General features: G+C 72.3%; 24 protein-coding genes and 1 tRNA gene. 13 read left to right on the top strand and 12 right to left on the bottom strand.

Annotation, left to right across the window (positions count from 1 at the left end; all coding sequences use genetic code 11):
* Positions 1 to 17 precede the first annotated feature (17 nt).
* Genes IEX22_RS10645 through IEX22_RS10635 form a run of 3 tightly spaced genes read left to right on the top strand, consistent with a single transcriptional unit; the run spans position 18 to position 1,457 of the window.
* The gene (locus IEX22_RS10645; protein WP_188668384.1) at positions 18 to 380 is read left to right on the top strand and encodes a DUF4267 domain-containing protein; all 363 of its coding nucleotides are present in this window, start codon (positions 18 to 20) and stop codon (positions 378 to 380) included.
* A gap of 39 nt (positions 381 to 419) precedes the next feature.
* A complete protein-coding gene (locus IEX22_RS10640) occupies positions 420 to 863 on the top strand; it encodes an ester cyclase (protein WP_188668383.1) in 444 nt (147 codons plus the stop codon).
* 60 nt (positions 864 to 923) lie between these two features.
* Positions 924 to 1,457, top strand: coding sequence for a TetR/AcrR family transcriptional regulator (locus tag IEX22_RS10635; protein WP_188668382.1), 534 nt, complete (start codon positions 924 to 926; stop codon positions 1,455 to 1,457).
* Positions 1,458 to 1,464: 7 nt separating this feature from the next.
* Here the strand turns inward: IEX22_RS10635 and IEX22_RS10630 are convergent.
* Together IEX22_RS10630 and IEX22_RS10625 are read right to left on the bottom strand one after the other, a co-directional pair.
* A tRNA-Lys gene (locus tag IEX22_RS10630) sits at positions 1,465 to 1,537 on the bottom strand.
* A gap of 91 nt (positions 1,538 to 1,628) precedes the next feature.
* Positions 1,629 to 2,069 carry a pilus assembly protein CpaE gene (locus IEX22_RS10625; RefSeq protein ID WP_188668381.1) on the bottom strand — a complete coding sequence of 147 codons (441 nt, stop codon included), beginning with the start codon at positions 2,067 to 2,069 and terminating at the stop codon, positions 1,629 to 1,631.
* 40 nt (positions 2,070 to 2,109) lie between these two features.
* Between IEX22_RS10625 and IEX22_RS10620 the strand changes: the two genes are divergently transcribed.
* Positions 2,110 to 2,253 carry a hypothetical protein gene (locus tag IEX22_RS10620; protein WP_188668380.1) on the top strand — a complete coding sequence of 48 codons (144 nt, stop codon included), beginning with the start codon at positions 2,110 to 2,112 and terminating at the stop codon, positions 2,251 to 2,253.
* A 68-nt stretch (positions 2,254 to 2,321) separates the two neighbouring features.
* On the opposite strand, the gene IEX22_RS10615 is transcribed toward IEX22_RS10620, so the two are convergent.
* From IEX22_RS10615 to IEX22_RS10595, 5 genes are all read right to left on the bottom strand, one after another.
* Entirely contained in the window at positions 2,322 to 2,747 is a 426-nt protein-coding gene (locus IEX22_RS10615; RefSeq protein ID WP_188668379.1) for a DUF3592 domain-containing protein, read from the bottom strand.
* Positions 2,748 to 2,810: 63 nt separating this feature from the next.
* On the bottom strand, positions 2,811 to 4,556 hold the full coding sequence (locus IEX22_RS10610; RefSeq protein ID WP_188668378.1) for a 5-oxoprolinase subunit B/C family protein: 1,746 nt from the start codon (positions 4,554 to 4,556) through the stop codon (positions 2,811 to 2,813).
* Entirely contained in the window at positions 4,553 to 5,302 is a 750-nt protein-coding gene (locus tag IEX22_RS10605; RefSeq protein ID WP_188668377.1) for a LamB/YcsF family protein, read from the bottom strand. Before IEX22_RS10605 ends, IEX22_RS10610 begins: the two co-directional genes overlap by 4 nt.
* 35 nt (positions 5,303 to 5,337) lie before the next feature.
* Positions 5,338 to 5,769, bottom strand: a complete 432-nt coding sequence (locus IEX22_RS10600) for a hypothetical protein (RefSeq protein ID WP_188668376.1) — start codon at positions 5,767 to 5,769, stop codon at positions 5,338 to 5,340.
* Between the two features lie 230 nt (positions 5,770 to 5,999).
* Positions 6,000 to 6,677: a DUF2848 domain-containing protein gene (locus tag IEX22_RS10595; RefSeq protein WP_188668375.1), complete on the bottom strand. Its 678-nt coding sequence runs from the start codon at positions 6,675 to 6,677 to the stop codon at positions 6,000 to 6,002.
* Between the two features lie 146 nt (positions 6,678 to 6,823).
* On the opposite strand from IEX22_RS10595, the gene IEX22_RS10590 reads away from it, so the two are divergent.
* Positions 6,824 to 8,179: an MFS transporter gene (locus IEX22_RS10590; protein WP_188668374.1), complete on the top strand. Its 1,356-nt coding sequence runs from the start codon at positions 6,824 to 6,826 to the stop codon at positions 8,177 to 8,179.
* Positions 8,180 to 8,205: 26 nt separating this feature from the next.
* Here the strand turns inward: IEX22_RS10590 and IEX22_RS10585 are convergent, their stop codons facing one another.
* The gene (locus IEX22_RS10585; RefSeq protein WP_188668373.1) at positions 8,206 to 8,853 is read right to left on the bottom strand and encodes a GntR family transcriptional regulator; all 648 of its coding nucleotides are present in this window, start codon (positions 8,851 to 8,853) and stop codon (positions 8,206 to 8,208) included.
* Positions 8,854 to 8,888: 35 nt separating this feature from the next.
* Here IEX22_RS10585 and IEX22_RS10580 point away from each other — a divergent pair, with 35 nt between their 5' ends.
* From IEX22_RS10580 to IEX22_RS10560, 5 genes are all read left to right on the top strand, one after another.
* Positions 8,889 to 9,680, top strand: a complete 792-nt coding sequence (locus IEX22_RS10580; RefSeq protein WP_188668372.1) for a carbon-nitrogen hydrolase family protein — start codon at positions 8,889 to 8,891, stop codon at positions 9,678 to 9,680.
* Between the two features lie 67 nt (positions 9,681 to 9,747).
* Positions 9,748 to 10,395, top strand: a complete 648-nt coding sequence (locus IEX22_RS10575; protein WP_188668371.1) for a hypothetical protein — start codon at positions 9,748 to 9,750, stop codon at positions 10,393 to 10,395.
* Between the two features lie 86 nt (positions 10,396 to 10,481).
* Positions 10,482 to 11,942: a cation:proton antiporter family protein gene (locus IEX22_RS10570; protein WP_188668370.1), complete on the top strand. Its 1,461-nt coding sequence runs from the start codon at positions 10,482 to 10,484 to the stop codon at positions 11,940 to 11,942.
* Positions 11,943 to 12,217: 275 nt separating this feature from the next.
* Positions 12,218 to 12,835: a nuclease PIN gene (locus tag IEX22_RS10565; protein ID WP_188668369.1), complete on the top strand. Its 618-nt coding sequence runs from the start codon at positions 12,218 to 12,220 to the stop codon at positions 12,833 to 12,835.
* Position 12,836: 1 nt separating this feature from the next.
* On the top strand, positions 12,837 to 13,856 hold the full coding sequence (locus IEX22_RS10560) for an inorganic phosphate transporter (RefSeq protein ID WP_188668368.1): 1,020 nt from the start codon (positions 12,837 to 12,839) through the stop codon (positions 13,854 to 13,856).
* A gap of 33 nt (positions 13,857 to 13,889) precedes the next feature.
* Here the strand turns inward: IEX22_RS10560 and pstB are convergent, their stop codons facing one another.
* The 4 genes from pstB to pstS form a co-directional block, all read right to left on the bottom strand.
* The gene (gene pstB / locus IEX22_RS10555; RefSeq protein WP_188668367.1) at positions 13,890 to 14,669 is read right to left on the bottom strand and encodes a phosphate ABC transporter ATP-binding protein PstB; all 780 of its coding nucleotides are present in this window, start codon (positions 14,667 to 14,669) and stop codon (positions 13,890 to 13,892) included.
* 39 nt (positions 14,670 to 14,708) lie between these two features.
* Positions 14,709 to 15,815, bottom strand: coding sequence for a phosphate ABC transporter permease PstA (gene pstA / locus IEX22_RS10550; RefSeq protein ID WP_188668366.1), 1,107 nt, complete (start codon positions 15,813 to 15,815; stop codon positions 14,709 to 14,711).
* Positions 15,812 to 16,747, bottom strand: a complete 936-nt coding sequence (gene pstC / locus IEX22_RS10545) for a phosphate ABC transporter permease subunit PstC (RefSeq protein ID WP_188668365.1) — start codon at positions 16,745 to 16,747, stop codon at positions 15,812 to 15,814. The genes pstA and pstC overlap by 4 nt, the downstream gene beginning before the upstream one ends.
* A 128-nt stretch (positions 16,748 to 16,875) precedes the next feature.
* A complete protein-coding gene (pstS, locus tag IEX22_RS10540) occupies positions 16,876 to 17,997 on the bottom strand; it encodes a phosphate ABC transporter substrate-binding protein PstS (protein WP_188668364.1) in 1,122 nt (373 codons plus the stop codon).
* A 224-nt stretch (positions 17,998 to 18,221) separates the two neighbouring features.
* Here pstS and IEX22_RS10535 point away from each other — a divergent pair, with 224 nt between their 5' ends.
* The 3 genes from IEX22_RS10535 to disA all read left to right on the top strand — a co-directional run bounded on the left by IEX22_RS10535 (position 18,222) and on the right by disA (position 22,045).
* Complete coding sequence (locus IEX22_RS10535) at positions 18,222 to 19,361, top strand: FUSC family protein (protein ID WP_438816622.1); 1,140 nt, start codon at positions 18,222 to 18,224, stop codon at positions 19,359 to 19,361.
* Between the two features lie 132 nt (positions 19,362 to 19,493).
* The gene (gene radA, locus IEX22_RS10530; RefSeq protein ID WP_188668363.1) at positions 19,494 to 20,900 is read left to right on the top strand and encodes a DNA repair protein RadA; all 1,407 of its coding nucleotides are present in this window, start codon (positions 19,494 to 19,496) and stop codon (positions 20,898 to 20,900) included.
* An 80-nt stretch (positions 20,901 to 20,980) separates the two neighbouring features.
* A complete protein-coding gene (disA, locus tag IEX22_RS10525; protein ID WP_188668362.1) occupies positions 20,981 to 22,045 on the top strand; it encodes a DNA integrity scanning diadenylate cyclase DisA in 1,065 nt (354 codons plus the stop codon).
* Positions 22,046 to 22,062: the final 17 nt, after the last annotated feature.

Below are 22,062 nucleotides of genomic sequence, written 5' to 3'. Positions count from 1 at the left end.
TGAAGAAGGGGCGTCCCTTGGTCATCGCCGCACTCGTCGTCGCACTCCTGGTCTGCGTCCTCATCGTGCTCATCGGCGCCCGCTTCATCGTCGCACCTCGCGTCGCCGTGGCGGGTTACGGGGTTCCGGCGGACAGCTTCCGCGCCCTCACCAGCATCAAGGGCGTCCGCGACATCGCCTCCGGCATCGTGCTCGTCGTGGTGCTGATCGTCGCCGGTCGGCAGGCGTTGGGTTGGGTGATGGTGGCGGCGGCGATCACGCCGATCGGCGATGCGATCATCGTCCGGGCCAACCACGGGACGCTCTCCACCGCGCTCGGCATTCACGGGGCCACTGCCGCTGTCCTCGTCGCCGCCGGGCTCGTTCTCGCGCTCGGCTGACCGCAGCTGAACCGCTCAGTACCACGCCAGGAGGACATCATGACGAGATCCGAGCCGGCCGACCTGAAGGGTCTGGTGCGCGCCTTCTACGAACCGTTCCGCACCGGCGACACCGCGATCCACCGGGATGTTCTCGCCATCGGCTGGGTGGATCTGCCACTCGCTCCCGGCCAGCAGCCGGGAGCCGCCGGGCTCGCCGCCCAGATCGAGACGTTCCGCCACGCGTTCCCCGACTACGACGTCGTCAACGAGGATCTGCTCGTCGACGGCGATCGCGTCGCCGTCCGCAACACGGTCACCGGCACGCACCGCGGGGCCTTCCTCGGCCACCCGCCGACCGGGCGGCGCATCGCGATCCGCACGATGGACGTGCACCGGGTGCGAGCCGGCCGGATCGACACGACGTGGCACCTCGAGGACTTCGCCGGTCTGATGTCGCAGGTGACGGCGCAGGGCGACGCCGCCGCCGGGGCCTGGGACTGAGGGCTGCACCGTACCCCGGGGCGGCGCACCGCGCTCCCCGATCCCGCTATCCTCGACACCGTGCCTCCGAGACCGGCCCCCGACCTCGACGTGCGCCGAGACCTGGTCGTCCGCGCCGCCCGTGACCTCGCCGAATCCGAGGGTTGGACGGCAGTGACGATGCGTCGCCTCGCCGGCGAACTCGGCGTGACGCAACCGGTGCTGTACTCGGCCTTCACCGGCCGCCAGGCGCTGCTGGACGCGGTGACGCTCGCCGGGTTCGCCGATCTGGCCGCCGCGCTGGAGGCGGTGGAGGTCGATCTGCTGGTCCGGATGCGCGCCTATCTCGACTTCGCCGCCGCCCACCCCCGCGTCTACGACGCGATGTTCACCATGTCGACCGGATTGGTCTTCGCCGCGGACGACACCTCCGAGCCACTCGTGCGTGCATTCGCGGGGATCCGCGACGTGTTCGGGGAACCCGACGACGTGCGGGCGGAGGTGGCCTGGTCCGCTCTGCACGGGCTCGCCACCCTGGAGGCGAGCGGGCGGCTGCCGGCCAGCCGGGCGGAGGCGCGGTTCGACCTCGTCCACCGGATGCTCACCGGCGCGTAGTCACGAGTGGGCCCCGTGGGGCTCGAACCCACGACCCGCGGATTAAAAGTCCGATGCTCTACCAACTGAGCTAGAGGCCCCTGCCCGCGAGCGGGCTGCCTCCACGGTAGCGCATGCCGGGGATCCCCATGGCCGGCCAGGACGGCGGCCCGACGACGGCCGGGGCACCGTTCAGTCCGGCGGCGCGACCGCCAGCAGGAGCAGCGCCAGCAGCGCCTCGCCGTAGGCCTCGGCGGGGCTGGGCCCCTCGAAGGCGCGGTCACCACCGCGCAGCCGCGCCCGCACCGTGAAGCGACCGTCGTCGTCGGCGGTCAGCGACCGGAATCCGTCCCCCAGCAGGCTCCGCAGCTGGCCCTCGGCCGGCAGCCACAGCGCGTCCTGCAGGGCCACCGAGTCCAGTGCCCACTCCGTCGTCCCGTTGAACCCGAGGATCGTGCCGGTGGGGTACTCGTGGGCCTCGATGGTCATGTCGCTGACCGTGTAGACGTCCTTGCGGTCCTCGTCCGGCACCAGCCGCGACTGCTCCGGGTCGAGCACGAATCGGTCACCGGGCTCCGGCGTCCAGCGCAGACCCGCGGTGCGCAGCGCCCGGGCCAGCTCGGTCGAGATCATGGCGCCTCCGTTCGGGTGGGCTGCGGCTGAGGGTGCCAGTATGCCCCGCGTTGCCGCCGGGCCGCACCGGTGCGCCCGCCAGCTCGGCTGGATGCCACCCGGCCCGCTCTACCTGCTCAGGTCCACCCTCGCCACGGCGTCGCTGCGACGGCAGCGTCGCACCGCCGGCGACACCACGGTCTGACGGGCGCGGTTCGGGGACCGGGCGGCCGCTGCCCGCGGGGCCTTGCCGATCGAGTGGGCGACGCGTGGTCAGCGCAGACTCAGGGCGACGACACCGACCACCAGCCCGACCACCACGAAGACGATCCCGATGGCGACGGTGAGGCCGACCGCACGCTGTTCGCCCCAGGGGCCGACGACGATCGCCGCCTCGTCCGGATCGGCCGGGTCGACGTGCACCGTGATCGTCTCGCCCTGGTGCGATCGCCACGGCACCGACGTCCGGCTCACCGCGCTGCGGACCGTGCGGACCCGTCCGTCATGCCAGCGGTACTGCGCGACGAGACCCTCCTGAGAGACGTCGGCGCCGGCGCCGGGAGATCGCCCCACGACGGTCGCCTCGACGGCCGTCCATTCCCGCAGCCGCCGTGCGCACCGCCGCCGCACGCGCAGTCCCAGGACGACGCTCGAGCCACCGACGAGCACGAGCAGCACCGCGGCCAGGACGACGATCATGGCTCACCGTATCGCCGACCGCGGCGAGGACGCCTCACCCCGGGAATGCGCCCGGACCTGCCGTCAGCGCCGGAACAGGGAACCGACCGCCCGTTCGATCCGGTTCACCGAGCCCTGGAGGCCGGCCGAGACCCGGACGGCGCCGTCGGTGAACCGCAGCCCCTGGCCCGGCCGCAGCTGGGCGAGGACGTCGAGGTCGGCGTCCACGACGACGGCGATCACCGGGTAGCCGCCGGTGACCGGGTGGTCGGCGAGGAAGACGATCGGCAGTCCCGACGACGGCACCTGCAGCGACCCGGTGACCATGCCCTCGCTGGGCAGTTCGTCCTCGCGGACCCGCGTCAGATCGGGGCCGTCGAGGCGGATGCCGACCCGGTTGGAGTCGCCCGTGGCGGTCCACCGGGCGTCCAGTAGCGCCTCCCATGCGGTGGCGTCGAACCAGTCTCGGCGGGGACCGGGCCGGACCCGCACGACGGTGTCGTCCACGGTCGGCACCCGGGGCTTGAGCGGCCTCCTCGGGCGGGCCAGCGTCAGCCGGGTCCGTCCGACGGCGACCTCCTCCCCCGCGATCAGGGGCCGCGGCCCGAGCCCGGAGAGCAGGTCGGCACTGGCCGAGCCGAGGACCGGCTCCGCCTCGAGGCCGCCCTGGAACGCGACGTAGTAGCGCATGCCCGCCAGTGCCGGCCCGATGTCGAGCAGGCCGCCGGCGGGAAGGGTCACCGCCCGGTGCTGCGAGACGGGCTGGGCGTTGACGCGCACGGGGCCGACGGCGCCCGTCACGGCGACCAGCAGCTCGGCGTGGGCGCGCACCTGGAGGCCGCCCTGGAGGACCTCGAGCACCGGCGTGCCCGGATCGTTGCCCACCAGCGCCGTGGCGATGGCGGCGGCCTGCCGGTCCAGCGCCCCGGAGGGACTGACCCCGAGGTCGGCCCGTCCGGGTCGGCCGGAGTCCTGCACGAGTGTCTGGGGGCCGGACTGCAGCACGGTGAGCTTCCGGACCGCGGCACCGGATCGCGGGAGAGCCGGGGAGGCACCGGCGTGCCGCCCGGACGGCGCGGTCGCGGCCCGGTCCGTCGCCTCCGGCCCGTCCTCGCCCGCCGCCGGCGGCTCCGCGACGTCGTCGGCCGCCACGAACCGGACGGTGTCCCCGGGGCCGACCGCGGCGGGCGGTTCCGCGGCCGGGTCCCACATCGCGTGGTCCGTGCTGCCGATCAGTCGCCAACCGCCGGGGGACGCCGCGGGGTAGACGGCGCTGAAGCCGTCGGCGAGCCCGACGGAGCCGGGCCGTACCCGGGTCCGGGGCGTCGGCAGGCGCCGCACGGCGAGCCCGCCGTCCGCAGGCGACGCGGAGTCGTCGGGCACGAGGTACCCGAAGCCGGGCGCGAAGCCCATGAAGCCCAGGCGCCACACGGTGCCCGTGTGCCGGGCGATCACCTCGTCGACGCCGATGCCGAGCTCGGCGGCGACGTCGGCCAGGTCGGGCCCGTCGTAGCGGACGGCAATGGTGATCTCCCGGCCGGGGGCGACGTCCACGGGTTCGTCGCCGGAGCGTCCGGCCGCCAGGGCCGTCTCGAGCCAGGCGCGCACCGCGCTGAGGGCGGACGGAGTCGACGCGACGACGAGGAGGGTGCGGGCGGCCGGCACGACGTCGACGACGGCGTCGGGTACGGCACCCGGATCGGCGCGCAAACGAGCGCGCAGGGCCAGGACCGCGGCGTTGTCCTCCACCTCGACCAGCAGGGCGCGATCCCCGTCGGGCAGGATGCGGGGCGTCGACGGTGCGGACGGGGGAACAGCGACGTCGCTCATGCGAACGGCCTCAGCTCGATCCCGGCACCGGTCAGGGCCTCGCGGACGGCGCCGGCCATCGCCACGGCACCGGGGGTGTCGGAGTGCACGCACAGCGAGCGGGGCCGCACCTCGGCCTGCGTGCCGTCCAGGGCGGTCACCACGCCGTCGCGGGCCATCACCACCGCCCGGTCGGCGACGGCGGCGACGTCGTGCAGCACCGCGCCCTCCTCGCGGCGGGACACGAGGTTGCCGTCCGGGGTGTAGGCGCGGTCCACGAAGGCTTCACGCACGAACGGGTGCCGCTCCTCGACGCAGACGGCCTCGATCACCGAGGCGGGCAGGCCGAGGATCGGCAGGCCGGGGTCGGCGAGTCGGACCGCGGCGACGACGGCGCGAGCCTGGAACTCGTCGACGGCGATGGTGTTGTAGAGAGCGCCGTGCGGTTTGACGTAGCGGACCGCGATACCGGTGGCCCGCGCGATCCCGTCGAGCGCGGCCAGCTGATAGAGCACGTCCGCGGTCAGCTCGTCGGGGGCGACGTCCATCCGGCGCCGGCCGAAGCCGGCCAGGTCCCGGTAGGCGACGTGCGCGCCGACGGTGACCCCGTGCTCACCGGCGAGCCGGCAGGAGCGCAGCATGGTCATGGGGTCCCCGGCGTGGAATCCGCAGGCCACGTTGACGCTGGTGACGAGCGAGAACATCGCCTCGTCGTCCCCCATGGTCCACGCGCCGAAGGACTCGCCGAGGTCGCAGTTCAGGTCCATCACCCCATTATGGCGACCACGCCGTGTCTGTCGGCCTACGACTGCAGCGCGAAGAAGCCGCAGACCACTGACGCGCCGATGAAGACCACGCCGACGACCGTCACCGGGGTCCTCGCTCGACCAGGCAGGAGCAGGCCGAGGCTCATGAGGACCGTCAGCGTTCCCCCGAGGAGTATGACGATCGGCGCGAACATCGCCGGGAGGATCAGTCCGTCGAGACCGGGGCCGAGGGCAAGGCCGATGACGACCAGGACGACCAGCAGGAGCACGGCGGAACACGGTATCCCGACGATCAGCCACAGCAGACGGCGCTGAGCCACGAGGTAGATGGCCGACGCGATGCCCACCAGGAGAAGGGACGCCCCGGCGACCACGGGAACGGACGACACCGCCCTCGCCAGGGCGGACAGGGGGTCGCCCTCGGTGAACATGCCTGCCGTGGCCACGATGGAGATGACCAGCGCCACCGTTCCTGCGATTCCGAACGTTGCCGCGGCCGGCGCCCTGAGTTCAGTGCTCGTGGCGATTCCGGTGGACGGTGCTGTTCTGGTGGAGGGTGCTGTTCTCATCGATTCCCCGTGCTCGGCCCCCGTGCCCGCCGCGCACGTGCGGCAGACGGACGACGCGCGGTCGCCCGGTCGCATCATCGCACGTCAGCCCCGATGCAACGCCCGCCGGCCGAGCACGCCGGAGGGCGTCAGCCGATCGGCTCCGGCAGCGGTGCGACGGCGTAGGCGAGGCCGATGGTGGCACCCGTGGTCGGGTCGCCGAGTTCGACCTCCCAGCGGTCGGCGAACTGGTCGACGCCGGGCTTCATCGTGATGGTGCCCGAGACCAGCACGGTGCCGGGCGTGTCCAGGCCGCGCTCGGCGAGCACGCCGAGCCAGTGGTCGGGGTCGAGCAGGGCGCCGAGCGTGCCGTCCTGGATCAGCCGGCGGTCCTGGCCCACCCACGCCTTGAGCGTGATGTCGTCGAGGTGGTCGCGGACGTCGTCGAGCCGCCAGGCGCTGGTGGCGATGACGTCCGGGGAGGCGTTCTTGCTCCACGCCACGCCGTGCACCTCGAGGTTCCGGTCGGTGTGGTCGCAGGCGGCGCTCAGCAGCACGCCGGACTCGGTGATGATCAGTGCCCATTCCGCCTCGCCGGAGGTCTTGCCGTGCTGGACCTCGACGACGTCGGTCTGCTGCGCGAGGTACGGCGCGATGGGGTACATGGTCGGGATGGTGTCCGGCCCGGGCACGCCGAGCTCGGCCAGTTCCTCGATGTGCGCGCGCACCTCGGCCTGGTCGCGGCCGGCGTACCCGGCGTTCAGGAGGCGCGTGACGGCGACGGTCTCGGTGGTGCCGTCCGGCAGGGCGAAGGTCAGGGTGGTCATCTCGGCTCCCTCATGTGTCGGCGATGTGACGGTGTGTGGGGAGATCGATTCTCCCGACGACGCCGGCGCAGGTCTGGTCAGCGCGGCTCTGTATGCCTAATGTATACAACACGTCGTTCCCCGCGCACCGTTCCCGAGGAGAATCCATGACCCCCGACCGACCGGTCTCCGCCGAGGAGGCCATCGACAGCGCAGGCCTGCGCAAGGCCTTCGTCGCCAGCCTCACCGGCACGTCGCTGGAGTGGTACGACTTCGCCGTCTACTCCGCCGCCTCCGCCCTCGTCTTCCCCATCCTGTTCTTCCCGTCCGCGGACCCGTTCACCGCCACCATCCTGGCCTTCAGCACCTATGCCGTCGGCTACGTGTCCCGGCCCGTCGGTGGCGTGGTGTTCGGCCGGCTCGGCGACATCATCGGCCGCAAGCGCGTGCTCGTCATCACGCTCCTGCTGATCGGCGTCTCCACCTTCCTGATCGGCGTGCTGCCCACCTACGTGGACATCGGCGGCACCGCCGCGCTGCTGCTCGTGGTGCTGCGGTTCGCGCAGGGCGTGGGCGTCGGCGGCGAATGGGGCGGCGCCGTCCTGCTCTCGAGCGAGTTCGGCGATCCGCGGAAGCGGGGCCTGTGGGCGTCGGCCGCACAGATCGGGCCGCCGGCCGGCAACCTGCTCGCCAACGGTGCCCTGGCCGGGCTGACCGCGCTGCTCTCCGCCGACGCCTTCCTCGAGTGGGGCTGGCGCGTCGCGTTCCTGCTCTCCGCCGTCCTGGTGGCCTTCGGCCTGTGGATCCGGCTCAAGCTCGAGGACACCCCGGTCTTCCAGGCGCTCGAGTCCCGCGGTGACCGCTCCGAGGCGCCGGTGCGGGAGGTCTTCACCACCCAGCTGCGTCCGCTGGTCGCCGGCATCCTCTCCCGCCTCGGACCGGACGTGCTGTACGCGCTGCTGACGGTCTTCAGCCTCTCCTACGCCGTCCAGCACCTGGGCCTGTCCCGCAATGCCGCGCTCGTGGCCGTGCTCGTCGGCTCCGCGTTCCAGCTGGTGACCATCCCGCTGGCCGGCTGGCTGTCGGACCGGATCCGGCGACGCACGCTCTACGCCGTCGCCGCGGCGGGCACCGCCGTCTTCAGCTTCCTGTTCTTCGTCATCCTCCAGCCCGGCGCGCAGGGGCTGCTCATCCTCGCCCTGATCATCGGCCTGACCTTCCACTCGTTCATGTACGGCCCGCAGGCGGCCTTCGTGATCGAGCAGTTCCACCCGCGCTTGCGCTACACCGGGGCCTCGCTCGCGTACACCATCGCGGGCGTGTTCGGCGGCGCGCTGGCGCCGCTGATGTTCACGCTGGTCTCGGCCAACGGGGCCAACTGGTGGCCGGTGGCGCTGTACGTGGCGGTGGCGTGCATCCTGACGCTGGTCGGGCTGGCCATGGGCCGGGAGCCGAACCACGCCGAGGACGAGGAGTACCTGCGCGAGTACGCGGCCGAGCACCAGGACTCGCCCAGCCTGTGACGCGGCGTGCGCTCGGCGGCGGGGCGTCAGCCGCCGAGCAGCACCCGCTCGGTCACGCGCAGATGCTCGACGATGGCGGCCGTCGCCGCGGCGTCGTCGCCGGCCTGCAGCGCGGCGAGAATGGCCCGGTGCTCCGCGACCACCTGCCGCTGTCGCTCCGGGGACCGGAAGAGCGCCTCGACGCCGATCACGATCTGCCGCGAGCGCAGTTTCGCGTAGCTGGCGGAGAGCAGGCCGTTGCCGACGGCGTCGATGAGCGCCTGGTGGAAGTCGCGGTCCAGGTCGATGAACGCGCGCTCGTCCCCGCCGTCGGCCAGGTCCTCCTGGGCGGCGAGCACGGCGTCCATCGCCCCCACCGGGGCGGTCCGGTCGCGCAGCGTGATCAGCGCCGACTGGCACTCCAGCATGGAGCGCAGCTGCATCAGGTCGTGGATGTGCTGCCGGCCCACCACCGGCACCCGGGCGCCGCGCTGGGGGATCATCTCGATCAGCCCGTCCGCGACGAGCAGGAGCAGCGCCTCCCGGACGGGCGTGCGCGAGACTCCGATGGAGGCGGCGAGCTCGGTCTCGTTGAGAAACGTGCCCTGCCGTGCGGGATCGGAGAGGATCTCGTCCCGCAGGTAGGCGTAGGCGCGCTCCCGACCGGACGTGGCCGCCGTGACACGCTGACGCATACCTTATGTATACAACACGAGGAGGAGGCAGTTCGATGCGTATCGCCCTGGCCCAGATCAACAGCGGACCCGACGCCGCGGAGAACCTCGCGCTGGTCCGCGAGTACACCGCCCGCGCGGCGGCCCAGGGGGCGCGGCTGGTCGTGTTCCCCGAGGCGACGATGCGGGCCTTCGGGCACCGGCTGACCGACATCGCCGAGCCCGTCGACGGGCCGTGGGCCGACGCCGTGCGGCAGGTCGCCGCGGACCACGACGTCACCGTCGTCGTCGGCATGTTCACGCCGGGGGCGGACGGGAAGGTGCGCAACACCCTGCTCGCCACCGGCCGTGGCGTCGAGGCCCATTACGACAAGATCCACCTCTACGACGCGTTCGGCTTCGCCGAGTCGGACACCGTCGACGCCGGGGACGCGCCGGTCACCTTCACCGTGGACGACGTGACGGTCGGCCTGGCCACCTGCTACGACGTGCGCTTCCCGGCACTGTTCACCCGGCTGGCGACCGAGGGCGCCCAGCTGATCGCCGTGTGCGCGTCCTGGGGCGCGGGCCCGACCAAGACCGAGCAGTGGGACCTGCTGGTGCGGGCCCGCGCGCTGGACGCGACGGCCTACGTCGCCGCAGCCGGGCAGGCCGACCCCGCCGTCACCGGCGTCCCCGTCAAGGAGGGCGCCCCGACCGGCGTCGGGCACAGCGCGCTGGTGGACCCGCTGGGGTTCCCCGTCGCCACCCTCGACGGGCGGGCGGACCTGCTGATCGCCGATGTCGATCCCGGGGTCGTCGCGCGGACCCGCCGGACGCTGCCGGTGCTGGCCAACGCCCGGCTCTGAGCCGCGTCCCGACCGGTCCGCCGGATCGGTCGTCGCGGTCCCGCCTCCCGGGCGTATCCTGACGGGCATGAGCGAGAAGCCCAGCTCTTCAGCACCCCGACCCCACCGCCCCGTGCAGATGGACCCGGCGGGATTCGAGGCGTACGAGGGTGGTGCGGACCCGGTCCGGATCTCCGAGGCGGCGCACCTGGCCGCCCGGGCCCTCGTGCACCACGGGCGCGCGTCCGAGGACCCCGAGGTGACCCGCCGGCTGGTCAAGCTCGCCGACAAGCAGGGCCTGGAGGCCATCGCCGAAATGTGGGCCGAGAGCCCCGCCGTTTCCCTGCCCGGTGCCCTGTGGCGGCTGTACGCGATCCGTGCATCCGCCCAGCGGGACCCGGAGCGCATCGCCCAGTTCTTCCAGGCCGGGCAGTCGGTCGCGCAGGTGTCCAACGTGGTGGCCGGTGCCGCCGAGCCGCCGGGCGCGGTCGAGATGCGCGAGATGGCGGACGCGATCCTCTCCGGCGCCTTCGACGGCGAGTTCGACGTCGCGCTCGAGCGCAGCGCCGCGTTCTGCCGGGTGGTCGCCCTGGGACAGACGAACGTCGCCGACGACGCCGAGACCAGCAAGCCGGAGTACGCCAGCGAGCTGACCCGCCGGTCCCACCGGCTGATCAAGACGGCGGAGGACCTCGAGGCGTCGGCGGAGGCCTGGCGGCGCGGCCACCTGGACTGAGGTCCGCGGCCACCCGAACCGAGCCCGCCGCGCGAAACGCCCCGGCTCCCGGCCCGCCGGCCGGCCCCGCCGATAGGCTGGCAGGCATGCAGATCCGGCCAGAGGACCAGCCCGACGACACTCGTGACGCCCGTAGGAGCCGTGGGTCGTCCTCCCCGACGGAGCCGATCCGCACCACCCCGACGGACCGCACGCAGCCCCTCGACCTCGACGGTGGGGCGCCGACACAGGCCACCCCCACCCAGCCGATCGCCCGCTCGTCCCGGGACCGCGACGACAAGGGCCCGGACTACAGCAACTGGTACGACTCCGATCTGTACGTCGGCGACGACGATGCCGACGACCGGGGTGCCGGCTCGGCGGCCACCCGGCCGCTCGAAGGTCTGGACCGCGGACGCGGAGGGAATCGCGACCGCGCGGATGCCGCCGGCAGGGAACCGGTCGGCGCCCGGACCGAGGCGTTCGACCGGCCGACGGGCCAGCCCGCCGGCGGGAACGACGACGGGAATGACGACGGGCGCGGCACGACCGCGCCGCAGCCGATCAGCAGCGAGCGCGCGGCCTGGGACGAGGACCAGGACGACTACCCGGAGGAGACCGACCGGGCCGCGGGCTACTCGTCGGACCGCCGCCTCGCCGTCGACGAGGACCGGGACGCCTACGCCGCGACCGGCAGGGCGCACCGGACGGGCATCGGCGCGAAGCTGGGGCTGCTGGTCCTCGGCCTGCTGCTGGCCGTCATCGCCGCGGCGCTGCTGGGCATGAACGGTCAGGCGGCGACCGGCACCGTGCGCCCCGGCGGCGCGTTCGACGGCGGCGGCCTGCTGGCCCTGCTGGGCTTCGGGGCCGGTGTGCTGTGCGTGGCCATCGTGATCGTCGCCGGCCGGGTCAGTTCCACCGCTCCCCTGATGGGGTCGATCATCGCCCTGCCCGCCCTCGCCGCCATGGTGAGCGGCGACGCGGCCGCCCTGGTGCGCGGCCAGCTGACGGCGTGGTCGGTGCCCGCCCCCGTCGCGGAGGCGTTCCTCCGACCGGAGACGGCCCTGGCGGGGGTGCTGCTCTTCCTGATCGGTCTGGCGTTCTCCACCCGCCGCCGGGCCGAGGACCTCGCCGGTCCGGTCAGCTCGTTCTTCCTGGGCCTGTTCTCGGCGATCTGCTTCGCGCCCGGGCTTGCCCTGTTCTGCCTGGCCACGCAGGAGAATCTGCTCCAGGCGTTCGCCCGCGTGGGCTGGCCCGCCCCCGACGCCACCCGCCCGATCGCGCTCGTCCTCGGCCTGGTGCTGATGGCGATCGGCGTGGCCTGCACCTCCCGCGCCCCGGGCGGCATGGTCGTCAGCGGCGTCGTCATCCTCGTGCTGGCGGCGGCCACCGGCTTCGCCTTCCTCGCGACGTCCACGGCGCTCCCCGCCGGTGCCGCCGAGATCGTGCAGCGCGACGTCACCGCCACGGCACCGCTGGCGGCCGTCCTGGCCGGCGTCAGCCTGGTCGTCGCCTCGTTCGCCGGCTTGTCGCTGGGGCGGGACCCGGAGCCGGCGAACCGCTACTGAGCGCTCACCGGGGCGTCCCGGGCATGGCGGGTGCGGCGACGTGCCGCGTCCCGCGCCCTGACCTGCGACGCCGCCGGGGTCGCCCCGGAAGGGTTTGACACGGCCCGAAGTCGAGTAGTTGACTGAGTTACGGCGTCGAACCGTGGCAGCCCCGGGCTCCAACATAAAGCCGCTTCGAGCGGCCTTCCGCCGAGAGGCGCTCCCGGTTCGGCGCCACCTTCATGCCCGGATGCCGGTGCGCGGCCGCGTTCACGCGGGCCGGTTACAGTGACCCCGTGCGTTTCACGTTGTTCCCCCAGCAGAACGAGGGGGTCGAGCTGCTCGCCGAGATGGCCCAGCAGCTCGGCGAGGCGGTCCGCATCCTCGGTGAACTCCTCGGTGCCCCCGTGCAGGACGTCCAACGACTCTCGGGGTCCCTGCACGAGCTCGACGCGGCCACCGCGAACCTGCAGTTCGCGCTGCTGACCCGGATGCGCACCAGTCTGATCTCCCCGCTGCCCCGGGAGGACCTCTACGCCCTCGCCGCCCACCTCACCGGCGTCATGACCAGCCTGGACGCCGCGGGTCACCTGATCCTGCTGCACCGGCTGACCCATCTGTCCCGGCGTCCCGCGGAGCAACTCGAGGTGATCAGCCTGCAGGTCGACAGCACCACCCGGGCGATGCGCCGGCTCACCACGCTCGACGAGCTGGAGGACTACTGGATCGAGGTGCACCGGTTGTCCCGCCGCGCGGAGAGCACCCACCGCAAGCACCTGGCCGAACTGCTCGCCGAGCACGCGCCGACGGGGTTCGAGCGGCACCGTTTCCTCGCGGACCAGCTGGTGGGCACCACCCGGCTGCTGCGGGACATGGCCAGCCACGTCGGTCAGATCATCGTGAGGGAATCCTGAGGTGTCGCTGCTGCTCGTCGTCACCCTCGTGGTGAGCGGGGTGCTGGTGTTCATCGCAGGCTTCCACGACGTCTCCAACTCGATCGCGACCGCCGTCCGCACCCACGCCCTCAGCCCGTCGATCGCCGTCCTCGTCGCCGCGCTGTTCAACGGGTTCGGCTGCGTCGCCGGCGCGACCCTCGGCTCCACCGTGGCGGACTGGCTGACCATGCCGGACGGCCCGTTCGGCCTGGGCGTGCTGCTCAGCGGCGTGCTCGCGGCGTGCTGCTGGGGACTGGTGACCTACTGGTGGTCGATGCCCTCATCGACGACGCACGCGCTGGTCTCCGGCCTGGTCGGCGCCTCCCTGGCCACCGTGCTGCTCGGTCACGAGGCGCTGGACGGCATCGACGGCCAGTTCTGGCCCTCGGTGGTGCTGCCGCTGCTGGTGACGCCCGTCGCCGCCTTCGCCCTCAGCTTCGGGGCCGTCGCCGTGTTCGGCTTCCTGGACCGGCACGAGGAGGTGCGGTTCCTCTCCGCCCGGAACCGGGCCGCCCTGGCCGTGGGGGCCGCGGTCGTCGCCCTCGGGCACGGCATGCAGACCGGCCTGCGCTCCATCACCGTGATGACCGCCGCGCTGATCACCGCCGGCGTCGTCGACCGCGACGGCGGACCCGTGGGCACGGTGGTCGCGGCGGTCGCCCTGATCGGCGCGGCCGGCTGCCTCACCGGGGGCTGGCGCATCACCCACACGCTGGGTTACCGGCTGGTGCGCCTGGACCCGTTGCGGGCGATGGTGACCCAGTGGATCAGCGCCGTGATGATGTTCGGCGGCACGACGGTCCTGGACGTGCCGGTCTCGAGCAGCCAGACCGTGGCCGCGGGCCTGCTCGGCACCGCCGCCAACCACCGGTTCGTCGCCATCAACCGACCCCTGGCCACCCGCATCGTCGGCGTCTGGATCCTCACCGTGCCGGCGTGCCTGCTGCTGGGCATGGTGCTCACGCTCGCCCTGGACCCCCTGGTCGCGCTCGCCCACTGACGCGCGCGTCGTCCTCCGCCCGGGGCGGACGGCTCACCCGAAGCGGCCGGAGACGTAGTCCTCGGTGGCCTTCACGGACGGGTTGTTGAAGATGGTCTTCGTGTCGTTGTACTCGATCAGCTTGCCGGGCTTGCCGGTGCCGGCGATGTTGAAGAACGCCGTCTTGTCCGACACCCGCGCCGCCTGCTGCATGTTGTGCGTGACGATGACGACCGTGTACTTCTCCTTGAGCTCGTTGATCAGGTCCTCGACCGCGAGCGTGGAGATGGGATCCAGGGCGGAGCAGGGCTCGTCCATGAGGATGACGTCGGGCTGCACCGCGATGGTGCGGGCGATGCACAGCCGCTGCTGCTGGCCGCCCGAGAGCCCCGAGCCGGGCTTGTCGAGGCGGTCCTTGACCTCGTTCCACAGGTTGGCGCCGCGCAGGGAGGTCTCGACGATCTCCTCCTCCGCGCGCTTGCCGAGGCGCTTGCCGTTCAGCTTCACCCCGGCGAGCACGTTGTCTCGGATGGACATGGTGGGGAACGGGTTGGGCCGCTGGAACACCATGCCGACCTGGCTGCGCACGGTGACCGGGTCGACCCCGGCGGCGTAGATGTCGTCGCCGTCGAGCAGCATCTTGCCCTGCACGTGGGCCCCGGGCAGCACCTCGTGCATCCGGTTGATGGTGCGCAGGAACGTCGTCTTGCCGCAGCCGGAGGGACCGATGAACGCCGTCACGGAGCGCGGCTCGATGGTGATCGAGACGCCCTCCACGGCGAGGAACTTCGAGTAGTAGACGTTCAGATCGTCCACGTCGATGCGTTTGGACACGTGACTTCCTTCGGTTTCGGTGGCTGCTGACGCGCGGCGTCAGCGTCCGGAGGTCTTGGGGGCGAAGAGGCGGGCGACCAGCCGGGCGATGAGGTTGAGCAGCATCACCAGGATGATCAGGATCAGGGCGGCCGCCCAGGCCCGCTGCTCGCTGGGGCCGGGGTTGGTCGGCGAGGTCGGCGTGAGGATCTGGGTGTAGATGTAGGCCGGCAGGGACTGCATCCAGCCGGCGAACACGTTGCCGTTGATGCCCGTGGCGAAGCCGGCGGTCACGATCAGCGGCGCGGTCTCGCCGATGACGCGCGAGATCGCCAGCGTGACGCCGGAGGCGATGCCGGAGATCGCCGTGGGGATGACCACCTTGAGGATGGTCCGCCACTTGCGCACGCCGAGGGCGTAGGACGCCTCCCGCAGCTCGTTGGGCACGATCCGGAGCATCTCCTCCGCGGAGCGGACGACGGTGGGGATCATCAGCACCGACAGGGCGATGGCACCGACGATGCCCGCCTTGAAGCCGGGCCCGAACATCAGCCCGAACAGGGCCGCCGCGAACAGGCCGGCCACGATCGACGGGATGCCCGTCATCACGTCGACGAAGAACGTGATGGCCCGCGACAGGGACCTGCCCTGGCCGTACTCCACCAGGTAGACGGCGGTGAGCAGACCGATCGGGACCGAGATGACGGTGGCCCACACGGTGATCAGGACGCTGCCGAGAATGGCGTGGTAGGCGCCGCCGAGGATCGCGGTGCCCTCCCGGACGGCCCGGTTGTCCTGGGCGCCGGTCATGCCGTTCATCGACGTGGACAGGAAGTTGCCGGTGAGGCCGGGCACGCCCTTGCCGAGCACGGTCCAGATCACCGACAGCAGCGGCAGCAGGGCCACGATGAACGCGGCGACGATGAGGGCGGAGACGAGCGCGTCGACACCCTTGCGCCGTCCCTCGACGACGCCGACGGTGACCGGCCAGCCGATCACGAACAGCACGGCGGAGAACAGGACCCAGCCGACCAGGGAGAAGCCCACGAGGGAGGAGAGGGCGGCGCCGAGCACGAGGGCGGCCGCGAGGACCGCCCAGCGGGCCCACCCGGGAACACGTCCCCGCATGTAGGCCGACCGGCCGCGGATCTGGGTGGTGGCGCTCATCCGTTGGCTCCTGAGAACTCCTTGTGGCGGCTGATGATCCAGCGGGCGATCATGTTCACCGCGAGGGTGATGACGAACAGCACGAGGCCGGCGGCGATCAGCTCGGAGAGCCGCAACCCGAAGGCCTCGGGGAAGTTCAGGGCGATCTCGGCGGCGATGGTCTGGTTGCCGGACTGGATCAGGCTGGCCTTCAGACCACCGGACGAGAGGACCATGGCCACGGCCATCGTCTCGCCGAGCGCCCGGCCGAGGGCGAGCATGACCGAGCTGATGATGCCGGCCCGCGCGAACGGCAGCACCGACATCCGGATCATCTCCCAGCGGGTGGCACCGAGGGCCAGGGCGGCCTCCTCGTGCAGCTTCGGCGTCTGCAGGAAGATCTCCCGCGACAGCGAGGTGATGATCGGCAGGATCATCACGGCCAGCACGATGCCGGCGGTCAGCATCGTCTTGCCGGTGCCCGAGGCGGGGCCGGCGAAGATCGGGATCCACCCGGCGTAGGTGGCCAGCCAGTCGTAGACGGGCACGAGCGCCGGCGCCAGGAACGCGATGCCCCACGCGCCGTAGATCACCGACGGGATCGCGGCCAGCAGGTCGATGACGTAACCCAGGCCCTGCGACAGCCGTCGCGGCGCGTAGTGCGAGATGAACAGGGCCACGCCGATCCCCACCGGGGTGGCGATGACCAGGGCGATGACCGACGCGATCAGCGTGCCGATCACCAGCGGGAAGATGTAGCGGCCGAACCCGGCCCCACCGCTGACGTCGGCGGGGTTCGCGCCGAACGTGGGCAGCGCCTGGATGAGCAGGAAGATGGCCACCGCGAACAGCACGACGAGGATCAGGATCCCCGCCGCGAGCGCGGCGCCCGAGAAGACCTTGTCCCCGGCACGGCCGGTGTCGCCCCGTCCGGGGGCGGAGCTGGACCCCACCAGCTGATTCCTCGTGAGTGACACTCGTCATTCGCCTTTCAGACGATAGGTCGAATTCGTCGACCGGTGAACCGCGCAGGTGCCCTGCCCGACGTTCCGGGCAGGGCACCTGGGCGAACGGCGACCGATCAGGAAGCGACCTTGATGGTGGCGATCGCGGCCTTGGCCTGCTCGCTCAGCTTCGAGGACAGCGGGGCGTTGCCGGCCGAGTCGGCGGCGTCCTTCTGGCCCTGCTCGCTGATCACGTAGTTCTCGAACGCCTTGACCAGGTCGACAGTCTTCTGATCCTTGTAGCTGCTGCACACGACGTGGTACGAGACCAGCACCACCGGGTAGGCGGAGGAGTCGGTCGGCGTGCGGTCCAGCGTCAGCGCGATGTCGTGCTCCTCGCGGCCCTCCTGCACGGAGGACAGTTCCACGGCCTTGGCGGCGGCCTCGGGGGTCACGTCGACCCAGGCGTCGCCGACCTTGACCTTGGCCTTGCCCAGGGTGCCGCCGATGGCGGACTCGTCGGCGTAGGTGATGGCGCCCTCGGTGTCGGTCACGGTCTTGACGACGCCCTGGGTGCCCTTGGCGTTCTCGCCGCCGAGGGCGGACGGCCACACGCCGTCCGACTTGTCGGTCCACACCTTCTCGGCCGCCTTGTTCAGGTAGTCGGTGAAGTTGGTGGTGGTGCCCGAGTCGTCCGAGCGGTGGACGGCGGTGATCGCCAGGTCCGGCAGCTGCGCGTCGGGGTTGTCGGCCTTGATCGCCGCGTCGTTCCAGTTCTTGACCTGGCCGCGGAAGATCTTGGCGATGGTGTCGGGGGCGAGGTTGAGCTCCTTGACGCCCGGGACGTTGAAGGCGACCGCGATCGGGGAGATGTAGGCCGGGATGTCCAGCGCACCGGTGGTGCACTGCTTCTTCGCGGACTCGAGCTCTTCCTTCTTCATCGCGGAGTCGGAACCCGCGAACTGCACGGCACCGGCGATGAACGCCTTGCGGCCGGCGCCGGAGCCGTCCGGCGAGTACTGCACGGTGGCGCCCGAGTTGGCGCTGGAGAAGCCGGCCTTCCAGGCGTCCATGGCGGCGTTCTGCGAGCTGGCGCCGGAACCGGTCAGGGTGCCGGAGACCGACGAGCCCGCCGAGCCGGACCCGGCGGCGGAGGAGCCGCCGGCCTGGCCGGTCGCGTTGTCCGAGCCGCACGCGGTGAGGGCGAGGGCGCCGACTGCGAGAACGGCCGCAGCCTGGCTGACGCGAACAAACTTCACTGTGTAGTCCTTTACCTGGGAGGATCGATCCGTCGCCGGCCCAATTCCGGGCAACGGTCGCGAAGCACAACAGCTGTGACGGTAGGCAGGACAGGTGACGGGACCGGGCGCCTCACCTTAACGGGAGGTTAACGGCGGCCAGCGGTTCACGACGGCCGGCGTGATTCCCGTCTCAGCGTCTCGGCGCCGGTCCACGCCGCGGCGGCGATCCCCGCGCCCCTAGACTGGCGAGCGTGCACGTGAGCGAGGTGTGGAGCAGAGGCCGCCGCTTCGTCCGTGTGCGTTCGCGGGTCGGGTTGTCCCGGACGCGCAAGTCCGTGCTCCCGGCCGTGCAGATGACCGTCTGCGGGGTGGGCGCCTACGCGTTCGCCGAGCTGGTGCTGGGCCACCGGGGGCCGATCTTCGCCGCCACCGCGGGCCTGGTGTCCCTCGGGTTCTCCCGCGAGCCGCGCGTGCGCCGGGTGCTCGAGGTGGGCATCGGCTGCACCCTGGGCATCGCCGTCGGCGAGCTGTTGATCCAGGTGCTCGGCCACGGGTTGTGGCAGGCGGCGATCATCCTGTTCGTCTCCATCATGCTGGCCCGGTTCCTCGACCGGGGCGTCGTCTTCACCACCCAGCTGGGCCTGCAGTCCCTGCTCGTCGTGCTGCTCCCGGTGCCGGACTCGGGCCCCTTCACCCGCAGCGTGGACGCCGTCGTGGGCGGGGTGATGGCCCTGCTGATCACGATGCTCGTCCCCCGGGATCCTCGCACGGAGCCGCGCGCCGAGCTCAGTTCCCTGCTCACCGAGCAGGCGCTGATCCTGCGCGAGTGCGCGACGGCGGTGCGGGAGGCCGACGCGACGACGGCCTGGCACGCGCTGGTGCGGGCGCGCGGCACCCAGAAGTCGATCGACGCGATGCGGGTGACCCTGACGGGGTCGACCGAGGTCGCCGCGCTCGCGCCGGCCTACCGCCGGCACCGGGGCGAGCTGGCGGACCTGGCCGATGCCCTGTCCGCCGTCGACCTGGCGCTGCGCAACAGCCGGGTGTTCGCCCGTCGGCTCGCGTCCGTGATCAACCACGCGGCACTGAGCGACCCCGGCGCCGAGAGCATCGTCGCCGTGCTGCAGGACCTGGCGGACGCGGTGGACTCGCTGGCCGCCGCCGTCGGCGAGCGACGTTCGGACGGGCGGGACCGGCTGATCCGGCGGGCCCGGTACGAGCTCGGTGACGTCGCCACCCGGATGCACCCCCGGCTGCTGCGCATCCAGCACCTCGAGGGCGAGACCCTCGTCGTGCTGCTGCGCCCGCTGATCGTCGACCTGCTGGAGTCCACCGGCCTGTCCCACGAGGACGCCCGGGACTTCCTGCCCGACCTGGACTGACCCCTCTCTTCTTCCGCCAGCTCGTCAATAGATGCTCCATCCGACCCCGAATCCGGGGCCGGGTGTGCATCTATTGACGACCTGGCGCGGGGTGGGCCCGGTTCTGTCGGTGGCGCTGCCTAGGGTGGAACCATGAGCACGCGCACCACCACGTCCCGCCGCCCCGGGACCCCCCGCACCGCCAGCTACCGGTGCGCCGAGTGCGGGGCGACCACCGCGAAGTGGATGGGCCGGTGCAGCCAGTGCCAGGCGTGGGGCAGCATCGAGGAGGTCGGCGGGCCGTCGGTGGGGCGCACGACGGCGGCCTCCCGCGTCGCCGCCCCCGCCCAGCGGATCACCGAGGTCGATGCGACGGCGGCCGCCTACCTGCGGACCGGCGTCGACGAGCTGGACCGCGTGCTCGGTGGTGGGCTGGTGGCCGGGGCGGTGGTGCTGATGGCCGGGGAGCCCGGCGTCGGCAAGTCGACGCTGCTGCTGGACGTCTCCGCGAAACTCGCCGGCCGGGGCAGCGACGTGCTGTACGTGACGGGTGAGGAGTCGGCCGCGCAGGTGAAGCTGCGGGCCGAGCGCATCGACGCGGTCGCGGAGCGGCTGTACCTGACCGCGGAGACGGACCTGGGCACCGCACTGGCCCACGTCGAGGCCCTGGACCCGCGGCTGCTGGTGATCGACTCGGTGCAGACCCTCTCCAGCGCCGAGGTGGACGGGGTGGCCGGCGGCGTCACGCAGGTGCGGGAGGTGGCGGCCTCCCTGATCGCGGCGGCGAAGAAGCGGAACATGACCACCCTGCTCGTCGGGCACGTGACCAAGGACGGGTCCATCGCCGGCCCCCGACTGCTCGAGCACCTGGTGGACGTGGTCTGCCAGTTCGACGGGGAGCGGCACTCCCGGCTGCGGCTGCTGCGCGCCACGAAGAACCGGTTCGGCCCCACCGACGAGGTGGGCTGCTTCGACCTGACGGAGGACGGCATCACCGGGCTGGCCGACCCGAGCGGCCTGTTCATCTCCCGCACCCGGGAGCCGGTGCCCGGCACGTGCGTCACGGTGACCCTGGAGGGGCGCCGGCCGCTGGTCGCCGAGGTGCAGGCGCTGCTCGCGCCGTCCGCCCCCGGCGGCACCCGCCGGGCGACCAGCGGGCTCGACTCGTCCCGGGTGTCGATGCTGCTGGCCGTGTTGCAGCAGCGTGCCGGCTACGCGGTCGGCGGCGACGAGAGCTACGTCGCCACCGTCGGCGGGGTGCGGCTCACCGAGCCGGCCGCCGATCTGGCCGTCGCCCTGGCGTTGGCGTCCGCGAAGCGGGGCGAGGCGGTGCGCCGGAACATGATCGCCTTCGGCGAGGTGGGCCTGGCCGGCGAGGTACGTCCGGTGCCGGAGATCCTGCGCCGGGTGCAGGAGGCGGCGCGGCTGGGGTACACCCACGCCATCGTGCCCGCCGCCCCCCACGGCCCGGTGATCGGCCCCGCCGGGGTGACCGTCCGGGAGGTGTCCTCGCTCAACGAGGCCCTGGCCGTCCTCTACCCCGGCACACCGGAGGGCTGACGCCCGGAACGGCGGGCCTGGACTAGGCTCGGACGGTACCCGTCGGGCCGGCCGGCCCACCACCAGGAGCGAGGCGACCGATGAGCAGCATGCCGCGGGAGACGCTGGCGCGGCTGGCTCCGGGCACCGCCCTGCGGGACGGCATCGAGCGCATCCTCAACGGTCGCACCGGCGCCCTGATCGTGCTCGGTTGGGACCGCACCGTCGAACGGCTCTGCACCGGCGGATTCGACATCGGGATCGAGTTCTCCGCCACCCGGCTGCGGGAACTGGCGAAGCTGGACGGGGCGATCGTCGTCGACCGGGACCTGACCCGCATCGTCCGCGCCGGCGTGCACCTGATGCCGGACCCGTCGATCGAGACGTCGGAGACCGGCACCCGGCACCGCACGGCCGAGCGGGTGGCCCGGCAGACCGGGCTGCCGGTCGTGTCCGTCAGCCAGTCGATGGGGATCATCGGACTGTACATGGGGGCCAGCAAGCACGTGCTGGAGGGCTCCGCCGCGATCCTCGCCCGCGCCAACCAGGCGCTGCAGACCCTGGAGCGCTACCGCAACCGGCTGGACCAGGTGACGACCGCCCTCTCCGCGTCGGAGATCGAGGCCGTCGCGACCGTCCGGGAGGTGGCCATCACCCTGCAGCGCCAGGAGATGGTGCGCCGCATCTCGGACGAGATCCGCCAGTACGTGACGGAGCTCGGGACCGACGGCCGGCTCGTCGACCTGCAGCTGGAGGAACTGTCCACCGGGCTCGGGCCGGACAGCCAGATGCTGCTCGGCGACTACCTCGGCACGGAGTTGACCCCCGACCAGGTGGACGCCGCGGTGGCCACGCTGCGGGGGCTGACGTCCGCGGAGATGGTGGACCTGGCCGTGATCGCCCAGGCGGTCGGGCTGATCCGCGCCGGCGACAACCTGGAGGCGCCCGTCCAGCCCAGCGGTTACCGGCTCCTGGCCGGGATGCAGGCGCTGCCCCGCCCGGTGATCGAACGGCTGATCTCCCGGTTCGGTGACCTGCAGACCCTGATGGCCGCGAACGTCGAGGACCTGATGACCGTCGACGGCGTCGGGGAACAGCGCGCCCGGCTGGTGCGCGAGACCCTGTCCCGGATCGCGGAGACGAGTCTGCTGGACCGCTTCGGCTGACGGCGGTCAGCGGGGCC

Origin of the sequence: Tersicoccus solisilvae (assembly GCF_014643255.1) — a bacterium.
Taxonomy (GTDB): domain Bacteria; phylum Actinomycetota; class Actinomycetes; order Actinomycetales; family Micrococcaceae; genus Tersicoccus; species Tersicoccus solisilvae.
Note: the sequence above shows the minus strand (reverse complement) of the source record. Positions and strands in the feature narration are given on the sequence as shown.